At 63.4% G+C, this 15,168-nt stretch carries 15 protein-coding genes and 1 tRNA gene; 12 read left to right on the forward strand and 4 right to left on the reverse strand.

Annotated elements, in window-relative coordinates:
- The 6 genes from LJE63_10250 to LJE63_10275 all read left to right on the forward strand — a co-directional run.
- Nucleotides 1-1,287: cryptochrome/photolyase family protein (locus tag LJE63_10250; protein MCG6906994.1), on the forward strand; the 1,287-nt coding region annotated here is incomplete at its 5' end.
- A 345-nt stretch (nucleotides 1,288-1,632) separates the two neighbouring features.
- A complete protein-coding gene (locus LJE63_10255; GenBank protein MCG6906995.1) occupies nucleotides 1,633-2,358 on the forward strand; it encodes a hypothetical protein in 726 nt (241 codons plus the stop codon).
- A gap of 240 nt (nucleotides 2,359-2,598) precedes the next feature.
- The gene (locus LJE63_10260) at nucleotides 2,599-3,540 is read left to right on the forward strand and encodes a universal stress protein (protein MCG6906996.1); all 942 of its coding nucleotides are present in this window, start codon (nucleotides 2,599-2,601) and stop codon (nucleotides 3,538-3,540) included.
- Nucleotides 3,537-4,601 (forward strand): histone deacetylase, encoded by a 1,065-nt coding sequence (locus LJE63_10265; GenBank protein ID MCG6906997.1) that lies wholly within the window; start codon nucleotides 3,537-3,539, stop codon nucleotides 4,599-4,601. Before LJE63_10260 ends, LJE63_10265 begins: the two co-directional genes overlap by 4 nt.
- A gap of 56 nt (nucleotides 4,602-4,657) precedes the next feature.
- Nucleotides 4,658-5,026, forward strand: coding sequence for a hypothetical protein (locus LJE63_10270; protein MCG6906998.1), 369 nt, complete (start codon nucleotides 4,658-4,660; stop codon nucleotides 5,024-5,026).
- A 19-nt stretch (nucleotides 5,027-5,045) separates the two neighbouring features.
- Nucleotides 5,046-6,614, forward strand: coding sequence for a hypothetical protein (locus tag LJE63_10275; GenBank protein MCG6906999.1), 1,569 nt, complete (start codon nucleotides 5,046-5,048; stop codon nucleotides 6,612-6,614).
- Between the two features lie 78 nt (nucleotides 6,615-6,692).
- Here LJE63_10275 and LJE63_10280 read toward each other — a convergent pair whose 3' ends face one another.
- The 4 genes from LJE63_10280 to LJE63_10295 form a co-directional block, all read right to left on the reverse strand.
- Nucleotides 6,693-7,181 (reverse strand): PilZ domain-containing protein, encoded by a 489-nt coding sequence (locus tag LJE63_10280; protein MCG6907000.1) that lies wholly within the window; start codon nucleotides 7,179-7,181, stop codon nucleotides 6,693-6,695.
- Nucleotides 7,182-7,300: 119 nt separating this feature from the next.
- Nucleotides 7,301-8,341, reverse strand: a complete 1,041-nt coding sequence (locus tag LJE63_10285) for a PilZ domain-containing protein (GenBank protein MCG6907001.1) — start codon at nucleotides 8,339-8,341, stop codon at nucleotides 7,301-7,303.
- A gap of 269 nt (nucleotides 8,342-8,610) precedes the next feature.
- Nucleotides 8,611-9,444, reverse strand: coding sequence for a DMT family transporter (locus LJE63_10290; GenBank protein ID MCG6907002.1), 834 nt, complete (start codon nucleotides 9,442-9,444; stop codon nucleotides 8,611-8,613).
- Between the two features lie 159 nt (nucleotides 9,445-9,603).
- Nucleotides 9,604-9,680, reverse strand: a tRNA-Pro gene (locus LJE63_10295).
- Nucleotides 9,681-9,796: 116 nt separating this feature from the next.
- Between LJE63_10295 and LJE63_10300 the strand changes: the two genes are divergently transcribed.
- From LJE63_10300 to LJE63_10325, 6 genes are all read left to right on the forward strand, one after another.
- Entirely contained in the window at nucleotides 9,797-10,714 is a 918-nt protein-coding gene (locus LJE63_10300; protein ID MCG6907003.1) for an LD-carboxypeptidase, read from the forward strand.
- Between the two features lie 91 nt (nucleotides 10,715-10,805).
- On the forward strand, nucleotides 10,806-11,915 hold the full coding sequence (locus tag LJE63_10305) for a beta-lactamase family protein (protein ID MCG6907004.1): 1,110 nt from the start codon (nucleotides 10,806-10,808) through the stop codon (nucleotides 11,913-11,915).
- A gap of 384 nt (nucleotides 11,916-12,299) precedes the next feature.
- Nucleotides 12,300-13,343 carry a rod shape-determining protein gene (locus LJE63_10310; GenBank protein ID MCG6907005.1) on the forward strand — a complete coding sequence of 348 codons (1,044 nt, stop codon included), beginning with the start codon at nucleotides 12,300-12,302 and terminating at the stop codon, nucleotides 13,341-13,343.
- A 19-nt stretch (nucleotides 13,344-13,362) separates the two neighbouring features.
- Nucleotides 13,363-14,184: a rod shape-determining protein MreC gene (gene mreC, locus LJE63_10315; protein MCG6907006.1), complete on the forward strand. Its 822-nt coding sequence runs from the start codon at nucleotides 13,363-13,365 to the stop codon at nucleotides 14,182-14,184.
- A complete protein-coding gene (locus LJE63_10320) occupies nucleotides 14,181-14,699 on the forward strand; it encodes a hypothetical protein (GenBank protein ID MCG6907007.1) in 519 nt (172 codons plus the stop codon). The genes mreC and LJE63_10320 overlap by 4 nt, the downstream gene beginning before the upstream one ends.
- A gap of 63 nt (nucleotides 14,700-14,762) precedes the next feature.
- The coding region (locus LJE63_10325) for a penicillin-binding protein 2 (protein ID MCG6907008.1) at nucleotides 14,763-15,168 on the forward strand (406 nt) is incomplete at its 3' end.

The following is a 15,168-nucleotide window of genomic DNA, read 5'->3' on the forward strand; positions in this document are numbered from 1 at the left end:
AAGGGCGAACTGGGCCGGGCGCTCGCGCGCCACAAGGTGGAGCGCATCGTCGTGACGGCGCCCGGGGAGTGGCGGGTGCGGGACATGATGCAGACCTGGGGCGAAACTTTCGGGGTGCCGGTGGAGATTCGTGAGGACGACCGGTTTCTCTGCACGTCATCGGAATTTGCCGACTGGGCCAAGGGTCGCAAGGGATTTCGGATGGAGCACTTCTACCGGCAGATGCGCCGCAAGACAGGGTGGCTGATGCAGGACGGCCAGCCCGAGGGCGGTGCGTGGAACTACGACGCCCAAAACCGCAAAGCCCTGCCCGAGGGGACCGTGCCGCCGGCCCGGCGGCGCTTCGCCCCGGACGCCGTCACGCGCGAGGTCATGGGCCTCGTCGGGCGGCGTTTCGCCGATCACTTCGGCGACCTGGAGTCCTTCGGCTGGGCCGTGACGCGCGACGATGCCCGTGAGGCGCTTCGGTTCTTCATCGCCAACTGCCTGCCCGGCTTCGGGGATTATCAGGATGCGATGAAGGCCGGGGAGGACTGGCTCTTCCACGCGGCCCTCTCGCCGTACCTCAACATCGGGCTGCTGTTGCCCACCGAGGTGTGCCGCGCCGCACTGGACGCCTACCGCCAGGGAGCGGCACCGCTGCCGGCGGTGGAGGGCTTCATCCGGCAGATTCTGGGCTGGCGCGAATACGTGCGCGGCATCTACTGGCTGAAGATGCCCGCCTACGCCCAGTCCAATTTCCTCGATGCCAACCGCCCGCTGCCGGCCTTTTATTGGACGGCCGAAACCGACCTGAAGTGTCTCCGCGAGGCCGTCGCCGCCACCCGCCGCAACGCCTACGCCCATCATATCCAGCGCCTGATGCTGACCGGCAACTTCGCCCTGCTGGCGGGGATCGCCCCCGCCCAGGTGGAGGCTTGGTACCTCAGCGTCTACGCCGACGCCTTCGAATGGGTGGAACTGCCCAACACCCACGGCATGGCCCTCTACGCCGACGGCGGCCTTTTGGGGTCAAAGCCCTATGCGGCCTCGGGCGCGTATATCGACCGCATGTCGGACTATTGCGCGGGTTGCGTTTACGACCCGAAGACCAAGCTTGGACCCAAGGCCTGCCCCTTCAACTACCTCTACTGGCACTTTCTGATCGTAAACGAAGCCCGGCTCAAACCCAATCCGCGGATGGCCCTTCCTTACCGGACGCTATCGCGCATGACCGATGAGCGCCGGCGGCAGATCGTTCAAGCGGCCCGGGGTTTTCTGGACCGGCTGGAGAGCCGCAGCGGTTGAAACACCGCTGTCGCGCGCGATGCCTGCCCCCACCTTGCCGCGCAGGGTGTTGCCGGCTTTTCCAGGAATTCAACCTGCGGATATCCCACGCGGCGCTTTCGCAATTTTTCAACGTTAAAGGGTTGATCCGGTTTAACCGGCGATATATCGTCTCTTCCGCCGTTCGATACCCGCGCACAGGACGTCAATTTAATGCCCGGGACCAACTGATTTGGCCGATCCTGACATAGGCCTAATTTGTCATATCGGCCCGCTTATGCTAAAGAGCCAATACACGAACGCACCTTTGCCACAATCATCCTTGTCATCATCCCCTTCCCGGGGCGACACGGGAGGAAAATTTTCATGTCTGCACCGTTTCCCATCAACCTGGCTCGACGCAGTTCGCTGCGGGCCCGGGCCGAGTCGCTGAAATCAGCCCTGCTGGCCGCAAAGTGGGCCGCCACCCGGGTCTTCTTCATCGCGTACGTCGGTTTTGCGCTCTTCACCGTGGTGGGTGGTTTTGCCACCGCTCCCCTGGCAACCTGGTATTTCTTCGGTGACTGGCGCTTCTGGCGTCACTGGGGGCCGGGGGTGAGGCTTTTCCGCCAGGGCTATCGGGTGCTTCGCCTGATGCTGCGCGGCGAAAGCGGTTTCATGCTGGATGTCCCGCTCACCGCGCCGCCGCTCAGTGCGCCAGCGCCGTCGCTTGTCAAGCTCAACCCGAACTGGGCCGACGGGTCGGAATGCGGCGAATGCAGCCGGTGCTGTGCCAAGATCGGATGCCCGATTCACGACCCCGAAACCGGTTTCTGCCGCGGTTACGACGCCTTTTACTGGCGCTACTTCAACTGCGGCCGCTTCCCTTCCAACCAACGCGAGATCGACTACTACGGTTGCCAGAAGTGGCTGATGAAAGAGGGTTTCGTTACTTCCACTAAACTGAAGCCCGCGCCTGTCGCGTCAAAGGTGTCCGGGGGCCGGCGTTCAGGCGGCGCCGCCCGGAGGGCACCCGCCGGGCACCTCGTCAGGGGGCGCAGCGACGCCTTGACCGGGGCCGCTTCTTGCGCCTCCGACAGCCGGCGCATTTAGGATCCCGGCAAAAAAATAATACCACATCTCGCTTGTCTTTTTGCCCGTCACCGGCGTTACATCCGCCGACCCATAGCGCGCTGTGCTTCGACGGATGCGCCTTGCAGACGAATCAAAATCCGGCGCCGCCTTGGGGAGTTGATTATTGCCGCGACTTATAGAGAGACCGATTTGCGGCGCCGGCTTCCCTGAAAAGACGCAAGTCCCCCTTGCGCCTTGGCAGCTCTGGGAGGGAAGGGCATGATACGCGAGCCGCAGCACATTCTCTGCGCCGTGGATCTCTCAGCCCACACCGGTCTGGTGCTGCGGTGGGGCGATTGGCTGGCGCGGACTTTTGGCGCACGCCTGAACGTCTTCCACGCCGTCAATCCGGTCCGGCAGGATCCCTTCCCCGGCACGACCATCTTTGAACGCAGCGGGCAGCTGGCCGACTTGCTGAGCCTTGCGCGCCGGCAGCTGGCTGCAGCGGTGGCGCCTTTTGAAAAAATCCAGTCCTGCCAAGTGGTCGCGGGCGATCCTGTGGAAACCCTGGTCGAGTTCAGCCGCAAAGCCGGGGTCGATCTGGTCGTGGCGGCCAGCCACGGGTTTTCCGGGATTCGGCGGGTGCTGCTGGGCACCGTGGTCGAAAGGCTTGCGCGGCAGCTCGAAGGGCCGCTTTTGGTGCTGCGGGTGGCCAAAGAACCGCCTTCGGCGGACTTGGGCTTTAAGAGAATCGTGGTCGCCTGCGATTCGCCGACCGCACCTGACGAAGCCGTCGGGTATGCCGTCGCTTTCACCCGACGCTGCGGGGCGCGCCTTTTCCTTTTGCATGCCATGGCGCTGCCGGTGATGCCCGATTTGCTTGACCCCACCGACGGACCCTACGCTGAGGTTCAGACGGCCCTCGAGGGCCGCCTGCATGAATGCCTGTGGGCGATGCTGGCGGCGCAAGGCGTTGACCCATCGGCGGCGGGAATCGCGCTGCGCCACGGGGCGGCCCCTGAAATCCTTCCGGACTACATTCGCGACGTGCGGGCGGACCTGGCTGTGGTGGGCGTTCACGCCTGCCCCCGGCTCAAGAAATTGATCATCGGATCGACCACCGAGGCGGCCCTGCGACACGCCCCGTGCGCCGTTTTGACCGTGCCGGTCCCTGCAGCTGACGCCTCGGGCAGCAGGCCGCTTCGAGCGGAAGGCAGATGACGGTTAACCCAAGACCCACCGGTCTGGTCATGGACCCTCGCTTTTTGGCGCATGACACCGGGGAAGGGCATCCCGAAAACGCCGGCCGCCTGCGGGAGGTTTACGACATGCTGAGCGGCGGGGACCTCCTGCGCCATTGCCGCCTGGTCAAAGCGCGGCCCTGCGCCCTGGCGACGCTTGAGCTGATTCACGCCCCGGGTTACATCCGAAAGATTGCTGCAACCGCCCGCCAGCCTTTCTCATCCGTGGCGGCGGACATGCCTGTTTCGGCGAAGTCCTACCTGGCGGCGCGCTTGGCGGTGGGTGGACTACTGCAGGCTGTCCGTGTCGTGTGGGAGGGGCACCTGGCAAATGCCTTCGCTCTGGTGCGGCCGCCGGGACATCACGCCGAAGCCGCGCGCGCTATGGGGTACTGTCTGTTCAACAATGTGGCCATAGCGGCCATGTTCGCCCGCCGCGAGTTGAACGTCCGGCGCGTGCTGATCGTGGACTGGGATGTCCACCACGGCAACGGCACCCAGCACGCCTTTGAGCGCGATCCCAGCGTGCTTTTCTTCTCATCGCACCAGCACCCCCATTACCCCGGAACCGGTCTCTTTACGGAAACCGGTTTAGGGCCGGGGGAGGGCTACAGCGTGAATCTGCCGCTCTCCAAGGGCTACGGCGACAGCGAATTCGTCGCCCTCTATCACCGCCTGCTGCGGCCGCTTGCCCTGGAATTTGAGCCGGACCTGATTCTGGTCTCGGCCGGATTCGATCTCCACCCCCAGGACCCCCTGGGCGGGATGTGCGTCACCCCCGACGGGTTCGCGGCGCTCACCCGGATCCTGATGGATATCGCCGATCAGTGCTGCCGCGGCAAGCTGGTTCTTGCCCTGGAGGGCGGTTATCGCCGGGACGCCCTGCGGGATTCGATCCGGGCGGTGGTGGCGGAATTGACCGGCCGCCGGCAAACCGATTTTCACGCCCTGCAGCAGCAGGCCAACCCCAAAAAGGTCCAGTTCGTATGCCAACGATGTACGACGGTTCACAAACCGTTCTGGAAGTGCTTTGCGAACTGAGCCGCGGCCTGTCGCCCCGCTCCGGTTGAAGACGGTCTGCGGTTCGAGGAGGTCCCATGAACCATATCAGCATTATGGAGGCTTCGGTGGCCAAGTGGAACCGGATCCTGGCCGGTGAGCAGTCCGACGGCGGGGTGCTGGACTGCCCCCCCTGTCGCATCTACTACATGCTGGTGTGTATCGGCTGCCCCATCGCAGCTCACACGGGCCACAAGTTTTGCAAAGGGTCGCCTTACCCGGCCTGGTTTCATCACCAGAATGAGGTCCACGGCTATATGCGCCGTAAGATTTACTGCGATGAGTGCCGGCGGCTGGCGACGGCGATGCGGGATTTCATGATCGAGATCGTCGAGGAACTGAAAGCCCGCAAAGCCGCGCGGGAACAATCAGCCGAAGCGATCCCGCACAATGGTGATGGGGGATGATGGCTGCTGGGAGGTATCCATGGCGGGCGGCCTGATGGGCACCCTGACCGCCTTCGCCGCCATGGCCGAGATCGCCCTGATCGCGCTGGCCGGCCTGGTGCTATCCCGGCGCTGGGGCCTTACCCTGGCCGAGGCGGCGGCCCTGGCGGCGCTGCTGCCGGCCATGCTGGTCTCTTTTCTGCTGCAGGTCGGATTTCTGGCCGGTGCCCTCGATTGGATCCCCTGGTTTCTGGCGGCCGGGGCGGCGGCGGGGATGGTCTCGACCTATCGCGAGCGTCGGCTGATCGGGCGCTTGGGCCGGCAGGCGGTGCGCTTCGGACGGGAGCATCCGCTGGCTGTCGGCGGCCTTCTTCTGGCGCTTTGCCTGCTGTTGTTGGCCTCGGTTGTGCCGCCGCCGGCCCCGCCTGCCGGCTGGGACCCTGCCGCGTGGAGCGCCTGGAGCCTGCCATCATCCGGCGTACCGGAGGCAGCCGCCCAGCAGGACCTGGCGCTGGCGCCGCTCAATGCCCTGGTCCTGGGGCGGATCTGCGCAGGCCGGATCCTCGGCTTTGCCGCGGGGCTCTTCCCCTGGTCGGCGTACCTCTCCATCTGTTTTGCCACCTATGCCTTGTCCCGGCGCTACGCCTGGCCCCCCACGGCGATCACGGTAACCCTGCTGGTGGTCAGCATGCCCCGCCTGGTGTTCCAGGCGGTTTCAAGCGGTGCGGAAATCATTCCGGCCGCCGCCGCGCTGCTCTTTCTGCTGCTGCTCTATCGCAGCGTCGAGCGCCCCGATATCAAAGACCTCCTTTTGATGCTGCTGACCCTGGCGTTCAGCATTTCCGGCGGCAGGCTGTGCCTGGTGTTTGCGGCCGTCGGGCTGGGGCTGGCGGCGGTGGAGCTCTTTCGCCGCCATGGCGGTCTGATCTGGTGGGATTTGGTGCGTCAAGCGCCGTATGCAGCGCTTGCGGCCCTGGCTCCGCTTTTGATTTTCTCCCAGGCCTGGCTTTTCGGCCGGAACCTCCTGGCGGGCCAAAACTGGGTTGGTTTGCCGCCCGGCGTCCCGTGGGCCTTCAACGGTGGCGGGTTGGCCGGTTTTGCCGGGAATTTGGTGCGCTACGGTCTGCAGGCCCTCGATCTGACCCCGCCCCTGGAGTCTCTGGCGCTCCGGCTTTTTGGTGTGGACTGGGGGGCCGGTCTGCAGTGGGTTCACGATGGTCTGCTGCCGGCGGCGCTTGCCACCCGCGGGGTGGCGGCGCCATTTGCTGTGCGCGGGACGCCCTGGGTCGAACTGGCCTGGTTCGGCCCTTTGGCCGGCTTTCTGATCCTGCCGGCGCTGGGGTGGGCGTTTGCAAAAGGTGGCCGGCGTTTGAAGGCCCTGGCCCTGGCGCTGGGCGCCTATTTTCTACTGGTGGCCCTGATTGCGGCCTGGATGCCGGTCAACGTGCGCTATTTTACTGTCTTTTTCGTTTGCGCCGGCTGCACGGTGGCCTTTCTGCTGCCCCCCTGGCGCATGACCCACCGCCGGCGCTGCCTGCTGCAGCTGGTGGCGATCGCCTTGCTGGGCGCTGCAACCCAAGCGGTTCTGAAAGCCTCGGGCTTTTTCTGACGGCCTGCGGTGGGATCGCCTGAAAAGCGCGTCCCCGCGCCCCTTTCGTTGGCAGCGCCCTTTGCCCGAAGCAGCGGCTCATGTGTCGTGAAAAAGCAGGTAGGCGCCAAGTTTGTCGTAGTGATCGTCTGAAATGAATTCCGCGCCCACGACGTCGCCGTTCACTTTGCGGACGATCACCTCACGGCCGATGGCGGTTTTGAATTGATCGTCGAGATTGAAACGGATCGAAAGCCGCTGACCCGGCTTAAGCGGCGGCTGTCGATGGTCCTGCGCCGGTTTGAAGCGCAGGCCGCGCTGGGAAATATCCAGCAGTGTAATGGCGGCGCACAGGGACCTGCCATCCTGGGTTTCAAACGAGCAGACGCCCGCCAGGTTGACGTTTTTGCGGATAAACCGGCGGCGCTCCAGCATGACGCTGTTGGGGCGGCCACAAGCGCAGGTCCACTTGAGTTGAATTTTCTGATCCAGCGCGGTGAACCGGCTGACATCCTTGACCACCTGTTTGCCGCAGGCCTCGCACAGAAAAGGGGCCTGATGGGTGCTGCTGGTGAAGACCTTTTTCATTGGAATTTCGTCCGGATGATCGCCCCCGGCCCCGGGACGTTGGTTGAAAAGACCGCATACCCCGCAGGGGTTTAAAAAAGAAGCGGGCAGGCCCGGCCGCCCCGTCTGTCTGCAGGCCTTCAGCCGAAGAGTTCCAATTCCGGCTCCTCCGGGACCTCCGGCTCCTCCTCGGCGGCCGGTTGGGGACGCAACGCGGCCAGGGCCTGGATCACTTCTTTCTGTTTCAGGCTGAGATTTGCAAAGCTGACCCCGATGCCCCTGGGGTCGCAGCGGATCACTTTGCCCTGGACTTTGCAGCCACCTGCCACGCCGGGCGCCGCCAGACTCAGGGTGAGATGCGAGCCCAGCAAGGCGGGCTGCTCGCTTTCCAGGTAGGCGCCGCCAAGGCTGATATCGCGCAGGAAGCTCTGATAGGTCCAGTTGCTGACGTCGTAGTCAATGGCCACCAGGCAGTTAAAACGCTCGTGGCGCCGTTTTTCGGGCAGCCGGCTGTTTTGCTCATCATCCAGCCGTCCGGCCTCCAGCAAGAGGTTCATCAGAGACTCGCTGAACTCCTGTTCCCGCTCCGGCGGGCTAAAGTCGATGTCGATGGCCACATGCTTCCATCCCAGAATGGTCAGCGCCGCCTTTTTGCCTGAAATCGGTCCCAGGGCGGCTGCGATGGGTTCGCCCCCCGAGAGATAGAGGAAACCCGTCTTTCCTTTGGCGCTGATCTGCAGCGTGGCCGAGCAGCCTTCGAGTTCCATCATTTGCAGAAATGCGGAAAGACCGATTCCCTTCAATTGTCCGCCGAAATCGATTCGCAGCTCGGTGAACAGACGTCGGGCAAGCTGGCCGATGTCCTGGGAGTGATCAAAGTTGATGGCGTTGGTGCTTTTGCGGATCCGGCTGCGCAGCATGCCGGAGGCCCGGCTGGTGAAAACAATGATCCGGATCGACGGCTGGTGGCGGGCCAAATGCGTCACGAGCTCCAACACCTCAAGCTCGCGGAGGTTCGGGCCGGTGATGACGATCTGGATGGATTCTCTTTCGGTGATGGTGCAAGCGGCCTTTCCGTTTTCAGCCGACCGGACGTTCAATAATCCGCTCTGACTTTTAAGCAGGCCTGAAAACAGGCTGCGAATGAAAGGGTCGCTGTCGACGATCAAAACGTTTTTCATTTCCTGGCAGACCTCTGCTGGGTGGGTGGCTCGCCCCGCCGGCAATTGGTGGGGGTTTTCGCGTTTTTAACATGTTCCACGGCGAGTATGCCGGACCGAAAGGGTAAACGGCGGCGCGCAAGCATCAAAAAAAGGTCGGCTGGCCTGCAAGGCGGCCGCAGCTTCAAGGATGCTTATCGTCCGGCGGAATGGAAATTTAAACTGCGCAGAGGAGTTGATCGGGCCAAAACGGCCGGGAAGCAACGAAGGGCGGGTCAGGGCCCCTCGTTTCACACCGACACCAAGCCCACGCCGGCCAGCGCCAGGGCGACGCCGGTCAGCTGGATCCGGTCGGGGCGCTCGTGCAGGAGCACCACCGACAGGACCACGGTGACCACCGGGTAGAGGGAGCTGAAGACCGCCACGATGCTCAGCAGACCGATGCTCGTGGCGACGGCAAAGGCGACGCTGGCCAGGCAGTCGACGGCCCCCAGGGCGATCAAACCAGGCAGGTGGGGGCCCACGGTCTTTAAAGCGGAGCGCGTGGTGAACAGGATCGGCAGCAGCCAAGCGCCAAAGGAGGCCCGCATCAGAAGTGAGGCCCAGTAGGGATCGGCCTCGCTGGCGCGGTCCATCAGGACAAAGAAGATGCCCGTCGCCAGGGCCGCGCCCGCGGCAAAGGCCACACCCGCCTCACCGCTGCTGCCGCCACCCTTTGCGGCGCCCCGCGCCGCCAGGATCGAGCCCGCCAGGGCCGAGGCGATTCCCAGGCTTTGAAAACCGGTCAGCGACTCCCCGAAGGCCAGGCCGGCGGCAATCGGCAGGACCACCCCGGTGGCGCTGATGGGTGCCACGATGGCCATCTTGCCGCGGGCAAGACCCTGGTAGAGCAGGAACATCGCCGCAATCGCGGCCACCCCGGCGGAGATCGCCCACAGGACCGCCGCCAGCGGCGGGGGTGAGACCCGCCGCAGCCACACGATGGCGCCGATGACCCCCAGACCGAACAGGTTGGAGAACATCAGGACGGTTATAGCCGGCAGGCGGCGGCTTTTTATCCCGCCCAGAAAGTCCGCCAGCCCCCAACCCAGACCGGCGGTCAGCGCCAGGCAAAGCGCAATCATGACCACCCCCTGGGCTCGGGCGCCGCGTTGGCGTATGGGAGAGTTTGCAGCATCGCTTGTTCAACCGCGATCCGGCGGGCTGGCGGGTGGGGTTTTGATGGCAACAAAAAAAGCGGATCAGCCCGCCGGCTCACCCGCTTGATACCCGTCATTGACTTGTGGTCGGGGCGAGAGGATTTGAACCTCCGACCCCTTGAACCCCATTCAAGTGCGCTACCAGACTGCGCTACGCCCCGACATCACGACAGCCTCCCTAACATTATCCACCCGGTGTGTCAAGCGATGATGGCGGCGCCGAAACAACATTTTTGAATTTGATTTTCAGGCGCCCACCTTTTAATATAGACTCACTATGGAAACTGACGCCACCGAGTTGCGGATTCCCCCCCGGCTGTTTTCCGGCGACACCATCGGCATTGCCGCGCCGGGGAGCCCCTTTGATCTTGCCCTCTTCCAGAAAGGGGTGGCGGTCTTGGTCGGGATGGGTTTTCGGGTGGCGTTTGACGACGGTCTTTTTCAGCGCTGCGGCTACCTGGCCGGCCCCGACGCCCACCGGGCGGCGCTGCTGAACGGGCTGTTTGCAGACCCGGCGGTCAAGGCGATTTTCTGCGCCCGGGGAGGCTACGGGACGCTGCGGCTAATCGAGCACCTCCAATGGGCCGCCATTTGCCGCAGCCCCAAGCTGCTGGTGGGCTTCAGCGACGTTACCAACCTGCACGCGGCGCTTTGGAGCAGGTGCCGGCTGGTCAGTCTCCACGGACCCAACGTGACCGGGCTGGCGCTGGCCGACGACTCAAGCCGCTCTGCCCTGATGGCCGCCTTGACCGGCGAGGCGCCCGTCGCGTTGACGCTTTCAGAGGGCGTCACCCTTCAGGCGGGGGCGGCCAGCGGCATCGTCCTCGGTGGCAACCTCACCTCTCTCTGCCATCTGATCGGCACCCGTTTCCACCCCCGTTTCGAGGGGCGGCTGCTCTTTCTGGAAGACCGCGGCGAGGCGCCCTACCGGATCGACCGCATGCTGACCCAGATGACCCAGGCCGGGTGCCTCAAGGGGGTCGCGGGGGTGATCCTGGGGGATTTCACCGCCTGCGGCAGCCCGCAGGCGGTCTACGAAGTATTTGGGGAGCGCCTTGGCGGGCGAGGGATTCCGATTCTGGCTGGGCTCCAGGCTGGTCATGAGCAGCGCAACCTGCCCCTTCCCCTGGGGTTGGAGGCCGTCCTCGACGCCGATGCCCGAACGCTGCGCTACCGGCTGCCGGTCGTGGCCTGACGGTCGTCGCAACCATCCCGGAATCCGCAGACAGGGGGTAAAAATCGGACCAGCCGGTCCTCCAATCACCCATCGAGGTCGATCCTTGAATGTGGACGTAAATGACGCGGATGCCCGTCTGGGGCAGGTCGCCGATCTGATGCAAAGCGGGGTCGAAGACGGGGTTTTCCCCGGCGGCGTCTTGCTGGTCGCCCGCGCGGCCCGGGTGCTGTTTCACGCCGCCTTCGGGGTGACCAACCGGTTTGCCCCGAGGCCGGTGACCCGAACCACCTTTTTCGATCTGGCCTCCCTGACCAAGCCGTTGGCGACGACCCTGGCGGTCCTGAAGCTGGTACAGGATGGGCGCCTTTCCCTGGAGACCTCTCTGGCCGAAGTGCTGCACCCTTTCCGCGAGGGGGCAAAAACCCTTATCACGGTGCGCCAACTGCTCGCGCACACCGCCGGTTTTCCGGCCTATCGGCCTTATTTCGAGTCGTTGGCGGCCCACCCGCCGGCCGCACGGCAACGCCTTTTGCGCCAGATTCTGGTGAAAGAGCCGCTGGCGGCGCCCCCCGGGGATACGGTGCGCTACAGCGACCTGGGGTTTATGGTGCTCAACTGGGTGGTGGAGACGGTGAGCGGGTCCACCCTGGATCGTTTTCTGGCGGCCGAAATTTACCCCTGCCTGGGGGTGACGGATCTCTTTTTCGTCCGACACTTCGAAAACTGCCGTCGCGGGGTGTTTGCGGCCACCGAGGACTGCCCCTGGCGGCATGCGGTGCTCGAGGGCCGGGTGCATGACGACAACGCTTACGTTGTCGGCGGGGTGGAGGGCCACGCGGGGCTTTTTGGCACCGCCGAAGCGGTCTACCGGCTGCTGCTGGAATTGTGGCGATCCCTTCGCGGCTGCGGCGGATCCGGCTTTTTCGAGGCCCGTCAGGTGGCCCGCTTTCTGACCCGCGCGCCCTCGGGCGAGCGGACATTGGGCTTTGACACGCCGGCGCCGCAAAACGCCAGCTGCGGGCAGTTTTTCCCCTTTCAGACGGTCGGCCACCTGGGCTTTACCGGGACCTCCTTCTGGATGGACCTCGACGCCGGGGTCATCGTTGTGCTGCTCACCAACCGTGTCCACCCCACCCGCCAGAATACCGCCATCAAGGCATTTCGGCCGCGTTTGCACGATTTGGTCATGCAAAAAATATTGCAAAACGGCTGGAACTAGCATAGTAATGCCCGTCAGACTTTCAGGGGAAGGCCTCCGTGTTGTCCCGTGCGACCGTGTTCCACAACGCCTTTTAGCATGCGGGCGCGCATTCCTTTCGGGTTACATAATTAAATATAATTGGCCTTAAATGCATTTAAGGGTGCGCATTTCGCCGCCGAAAAGAAGAGGTGAGCGAACCGCGCCTTTTTGCAACCGACTCATTTTTTTTTATGGGCCTTTGAAAGGCCCGAAATCAGACGGTGCCAGGGCGGGTCTGGGCCGGGGAAGCCTCGGGCGCCCAATTCGCCCGCCCTGCGGCCTTGGTGCGTGAAAAGCGCGGCGTGGCTCCCGGGTTCGAACCGGAACCGTCACAAGACCCCGCCTCAGGCGGAATGAGGAACTATGAATCTGTTTCTGGATGCAGTGCTGGGCATTTTCTCAAATGACCTGGCCATCGATCTGGGCACGGCAAATACTCTGGTCTATGTGAAAGGCAAAGGGATCGTACTCAGCGAACCTTCGGTGGTTGCCGTCAGAACCGACAACCGGATGAAAAACCGGGTGCTGGCCGTCGGGCTGGAGGCCAAGAACATGCTGGGGCGCACCCCCGGCAATATCATCGCCATCCGACCGATGCGTGACGGGGTTATCGCCGATTTCGAAGTCACCGAAGCCATGCTGCGGCATTTCATCCACAAGGTTCACAACCGGCGCTCTTTCGTTCGTCCCCGGATCGTGATCGCGGTGCCCTCCGGAATCACCCAGGTGGAGAAAAGGGCGGTTCGGGAATCGGCCGAATCCGCCGGGGCGCGTGAGGTCTTCCTGATCGAGGAACCTATGGCGGCGGCCATTGGCGCCGGCCTGCCGATCACCGAACCCCGCTGCAACATGGTCATCGACATCGGCGGCGGCACCACCGAGGTGGCGGTGATCTCGCTTGCCGGCATCGTTTACAGCCGCTCCATCCGGGTGGCCGGCGACAAGATGGACCAGGCCATCATGCAGCACATCAAACGCAAGTACAACCTGCTGATCGGCGAGCGCACCGCCGAAATCATCAAGACCACCATAGGCAACGCCTACCCGGACCCCCAGAATCTCGAAACCATCGAGGTCAAGGGGCGCGACCTGGTGTCGGGAATCCCCAAGATCCTGGCCATCGACTCCGAGGAGATCCGACTGGCGATCTCCGAGCAGATCGACGCCATCGTGGAGACCGCCAAGATCGCCCTGGAGCAGACCCCACCCGAGCTGGCTGCAGACATCGTCGACAGCGGGATCGTGCTCACCGGCGGCGGCGCCCTGTTGAAAAACCTCGACAAACTCCTCAGGGAGGAAAGCGGTCTGCCCATCACCGTGACCGACGACCCGCTTTCGACGGTTGCCCTGGGCTCGGGCAAATGTCTCGACACCATCGAGATACTCAAACAGGTCGTCATCACTTAGGAATATGTTTTCCAGAAAGATGATCCTGGTTGTTGGCGTCATTCTCCTGTTTGTCGTCAATGTCATCTTGCTTTCCGTTGCCGGCCGCAGCCGCCTTTCGGTCAGCGGCCCCGATCGATTCGCGGTATCCATGGTGGCCCCCTTTCAGGAGGTCGTCACCCATTCTCTCCGGTTTGTGCGGGACATCTGGCGCTCCTACTTCGCGCTGGTCTCGGTGGCCAAAGAAAACGCACGCCTCGAGCGCCGGCTGCGTGAGGCCGAGGCTTTCAACCACCAGTGTCTGGAGGTGGAAAAAAGCAATGCCCGCCTGCGCCATCTGCTGAACTTCAAACCCGCCCACCCTCAGCAGGTGCTGCCCGCCGAGGTGATCGGGATAGACCCCGCGGCATGGTCCAAGACGATCATCATCAACAAGGGGCGCGCCGACGGTTTGGAAAAAGGGTTTCCGGTGGTGGTTCCCGAGGGCATCGTCGGCCAGGTCATCTCGGTTGCCAGTCGTTACGCCAAGGTTTTGATGATCATCGACCCCAACAGCGCAGTGGATGCCATGCTGCAGCGCAACCGGGCGCGGGGAATCGTCAAGGGCGCGGATGGCGGGGGCTGTCTGTTCGACTATGCCCTGCGCAAACACGAAATACGCGAGGGCGACACGGTGATCTCATCCGGGCTTGACGGGGTTTTTCCCAAGGGGCTGCGGCTGGGGCGGGTGACAGGGGTGGTGAAGCACGACGCCGGCATTTTCCAGACCGTTGCCGTCACCCCGTTTGTGGATTTTGAAAAGATCGAGGAGGTTTTGGTGGTGGTCACACCACCGGCGTCCGGGGCGGATGCGGAGCCATGATCCTTGGCGTCAACATCGGTTTGTGTTTCGTCCTGGCCATCGTTCAGACCACGCTTTTCCCCTATCTCGGAATTACGGAAACCTTTTATGACCTGCCTGCCCTGTTTGTCCTCTACCTCGGTCTTTTCCGATCTGCGCGCGAAAGCCTGCCGGTGGTGGTTTTCCTCGGTTTTATCGTCGACAGCTTAAGCGGCGGGCCTTTCGGGGTCTACCTGTCGATCTATTTCTGGCTGTTTCTGAGCGTTCGCGGCAGCACCCGTTTTCTGCACATCGGTTTCAACGCGCTGCTGCCCTTTATCCTGGCAGTGGGGGTTTTGCTGCAAAATGGGATGGAATTGCTGATTCTGACGGTCGTGGTGCCCGACGTGGGGTTTCCGGCGATCCCGCCGCGTTCGATCCTGCTGCGGATGGCCTGGGCCTTTTTGACCGGTCCGTTGGTTCACTTGGCCTTCCGCTATCTGCACCGGAAATCCGATCAGTGGCGGTTTCAGCTGTTTTCCGAAAAAATCGTTTGATGTCGCCGGACCGGTCCTCGCCTAATGGTAATTATCTGATATTAAGGGATTTTTTGAGCCCAGGTGAAGCGTTATCTCCAAAATGCCGACAGCGACTGGTTCAAACGGCGCCTCAGCGGTGTTATCATCTGTGCGGTCGCCGCTTTCGTCCTCCTGATGGTGCGGGCGTTTCACCTGCAGGTCCTGCAAGGAGAAGAACTCCGGCGCCTGTCGGCCAACAACTGCATCCGGTTGCAGGGCATCGACGCCCCCCGCGGGCTGATATTCGACCGCCACGGCCGCCGCCTGGTGGACAACCGGCCCGCCTTTGACGTGGGGGTCATCCTCAAGGACGCCCGGCCGCTGGAGCAGACCCTGGCCCGCCTGGCGGGTTACCTCCACCTCGAGGAGGTCGAGCTCCGGGACCGGCTGGCGCGTCGCAACGGGGAGGCCGCCTACAAGCCGGTGATCGTCGAGCGCGACATCAGCC

It is taken from the genome of Desulfobacteraceae bacterium, from assembly GCA_022340425.1.
In the GTDB taxonomy this organism is placed as follows: Bacteria; Desulfobacterota; Desulfobacteria; order Desulfobacterales; family JAABRJ01; genus JAABRJ01.

Coding starts and splice junctions, on each gene's coding strand:
- LJE63_10255 (MCG6906995.1), top strand. CDS start 1,633: ATGTCTGCACCGTTTCCCATCAACCTGGCTCGACGCAGTTCGCTGCGG.
- LJE63_10260 (MCG6906996.1), top strand. CDS start 2,599: ATGATACGCGAGCCGCAGCACATTCTCTGCGCCGTGGATCTCTCAGCC.
- LJE63_10265 (MCG6906997.1), top strand. CDS start 3,537: ATGACGGTTAACCCAAGACCCACCGGTCTGGTCATGGACCCTCGCTTT.
- LJE63_10270 (MCG6906998.1), top strand. CDS start 4,658: ATGAACCATATCAGCATTATGGAGGCTTCGGTGGCCAAGTGGAACCGG.
- LJE63_10275 (MCG6906999.1), top strand. CDS start 5,046: ATGGCGGGCGGCCTGATGGGCACCCTGACCGCCTTCGCCGCCATGGCC.
- LJE63_10280 (MCG6907000.1), bottom strand. CDS start 7,181: ATGAAAAAGGTCTTCACCAGCAGCACCCATCAGGCCCCTTTTCTGTGC.
- LJE63_10285 (MCG6907001.1), bottom strand. CDS start 8,341: ATGAAAAACGTTTTGATCGTCGACAGCGACCCTTTCATTCGCAGCCTG.
- LJE63_10290 (MCG6907002.1), bottom strand. CDS start 9,444: ATGATTGCGCTTTGCCTGGCGCTGACCGCCGGTCTGGGTTGGGGGCTG.
- LJE63_10300 (MCG6907003.1), top strand. CDS start 9,797: ATGGAAACTGACGCCACCGAGTTGCGGATTCCCCCCCGGCTGTTTTCC.
- LJE63_10310 (MCG6907005.1), top strand. CDS start 12,300: ATGAATCTGTTTCTGGATGCAGTGCTGGGCATTTTCTCAAATGACCTG.
- mreC (MCG6907006.1), top strand. CDS start 13,363: ATGATCCTGGTTGTTGGCGTCATTCTCCTGTTTGTCGTCAATGTCATC.
- LJE63_10320 (MCG6907007.1), top strand. CDS start 14,181: ATGATCCTTGGCGTCAACATCGGTTTGTGTTTCGTCCTGGCCATCGTT.